The organism is Nocardia sp. NPDC101769 (assembly GCF_044766925.1).
Taxonomy (GTDB): domain Bacteria; phylum Actinomycetota; class Actinomycetes; order Mycobacteriales; family Mycobacteriaceae; genus Nocardia.
The window spans coordinates 1-1,464 of sequence record NZ_JBIWMX010000142.1 but is presented as its reverse complement, the minus strand read 5'-3'; the positions used below and the strand labels follow the sequence as shown (position 1 = coordinate 1,464).

Genomic DNA, 1,464 nt, shown 5'->3' with positions numbered 1-1,464 from the left:
GTTACCCGAAGCGGCGTGGATCAACCGACCCACGAAGGAGAACACCGACACAGAACAGGCAGCCTGACCTGTCTCATCGGGATTGACAGACTCCGCGCCGCCGGCAGCGGTCTCTGATTCGCGCAGTGGGCATCGTCGCAAGGCATCTTGCCCCCGCGCTTCGCCGTGAGCGACCTGGGTGCCTACTCCCAGACTTCCCGACAGCGAGAACACGAGGCCATAAGTCGACGACTATCGTGCCGTTATACAACGGGACGATAGTCAGGTGATCGTTCCGAAGCATCACGGAGGACCGCATGATCACCTACAACGCGAAGAAGATCCTCGCTACGTCCTTGCTCACCATTGGCTTAGCCGCAGGCGCAACCGTCGCGGCCCCACTGGCCATGGCAGAGCACGGCTGCCACTCGAATGACCACCATTCTCACGGGGGCAACAATGGCGACCGAGGCAGTCACGGCAGCTTTCTCATGCCCAACGGCGCAGCCACACCCTTGGGATGCATCCCCGGCTCGATGACCCGCCCCTGCGAGAGCGGCGTCCACTAACCCCGGATCTCTCGAACACCGCCACAACTCGAGACAATCTCGGGCGTCCACGGCTCTCGATACGCGTCAACGCCGCGCCCTGCCCACGATCGGCGGCCGCCGTCTCGGCATCACATTGTCCGGGTCAGTGGGTGAGGTGCTCGCCCGCGGCGAATCTGCGGATGAAGCCCAATCCCCGTCGCGGCCACTGCGACCGACTTGACCGAGGCCCAGGTCAACGACTGGATCAGCTATGAGCGTGCAGTGTTAACGCCCGCGACTACGGACGCTGCCCCGACCACTCTGAGGCCCATTTGACATGGGCGGCAATCACTTTGATGACACGGAGACTGACCCGCGAGAGGCCTTCGCGTCAGACTGCACAGGCAGCCTGAGCGATGGTGAAGCGTCCTCGCCCGAGACTTTGCACGCAATGCGGTATCGCATTGCCGCAAGGTTCACGGCGTAGTCGGCGCTTCTGTTCGTCGAGGTGCCGATCACGGTGCTGGTGGGATCAGGCACGCCGCGAACACCGCATCGCCGAGCTCGTCGCTTTCGGCGCTGAAGAACTGCGACTGCTGCATGGCGATACCCGCCCCGTCCGGCCTCGCAAGACCTGCCCTGTTTGGGGCAAGACCTGGCCCGCCCATCACTCGCAGCGATGCCGTCTACTGCCGACCCGCTTGCCGAAAGAAAGCACGGCGGACCCGCTGAATCCACCCGATAGCGTTCGCGATCCGTCCCGCCGAGACGCCTTCTCTCGATGCTGAACCCGTTGCCTGACCAATTGCGGCGCATACCGATCCTTCTCGCTCCTGGCAAATCGCCGCACCCGGGCTAGGTTGGTTGCGTCCAATAGCGTGGTGTAGCAGCAGCATTGGATGCTGAGCTTGTCGCAATCCCCGGACAGCAGGGTGGCCACCGCGTGATCCTTCAG

2 protein-coding genes and 1 pseudogene are annotated in these 1,464 nt (G+C 63.4%); 2 read left to right on the top strand and 1 reads right to left on the bottom strand.

The annotated features are described in order from the left end of the window. Positions 1-296: 296 nt before the first annotated feature. Together ACIRRA_RS46025 and ACIRRA_RS46020 are read left to right on the top strand one after the other, a co-directional pair. The gene (locus tag ACIRRA_RS46025) at positions 297-548 is read left to right on the top strand and encodes a hypothetical protein (RefSeq protein WP_402782494.1); all 252 of its coding nucleotides are present in this window, start codon (positions 297-299) and stop codon (positions 546-548) included. A 248-nt stretch (positions 549-796) separates the two neighbouring features. Further along, a pseudogene (locus ACIRRA_RS46020) lies at positions 797-898 on the top strand (IS5/IS1182 family transposase); the annotation flags it as partial. Between the two features lie 278 nt (positions 899-1,176). Here the strand turns inward: ACIRRA_RS46020 and ACIRRA_RS46015 are convergent. After that, positions 1,177-1,464, bottom strand: a 288-nt coding sequence (locus ACIRRA_RS46015) for a hypothetical protein (protein WP_402782491.1), incomplete at its 5' end; no start/stop codon positions are given.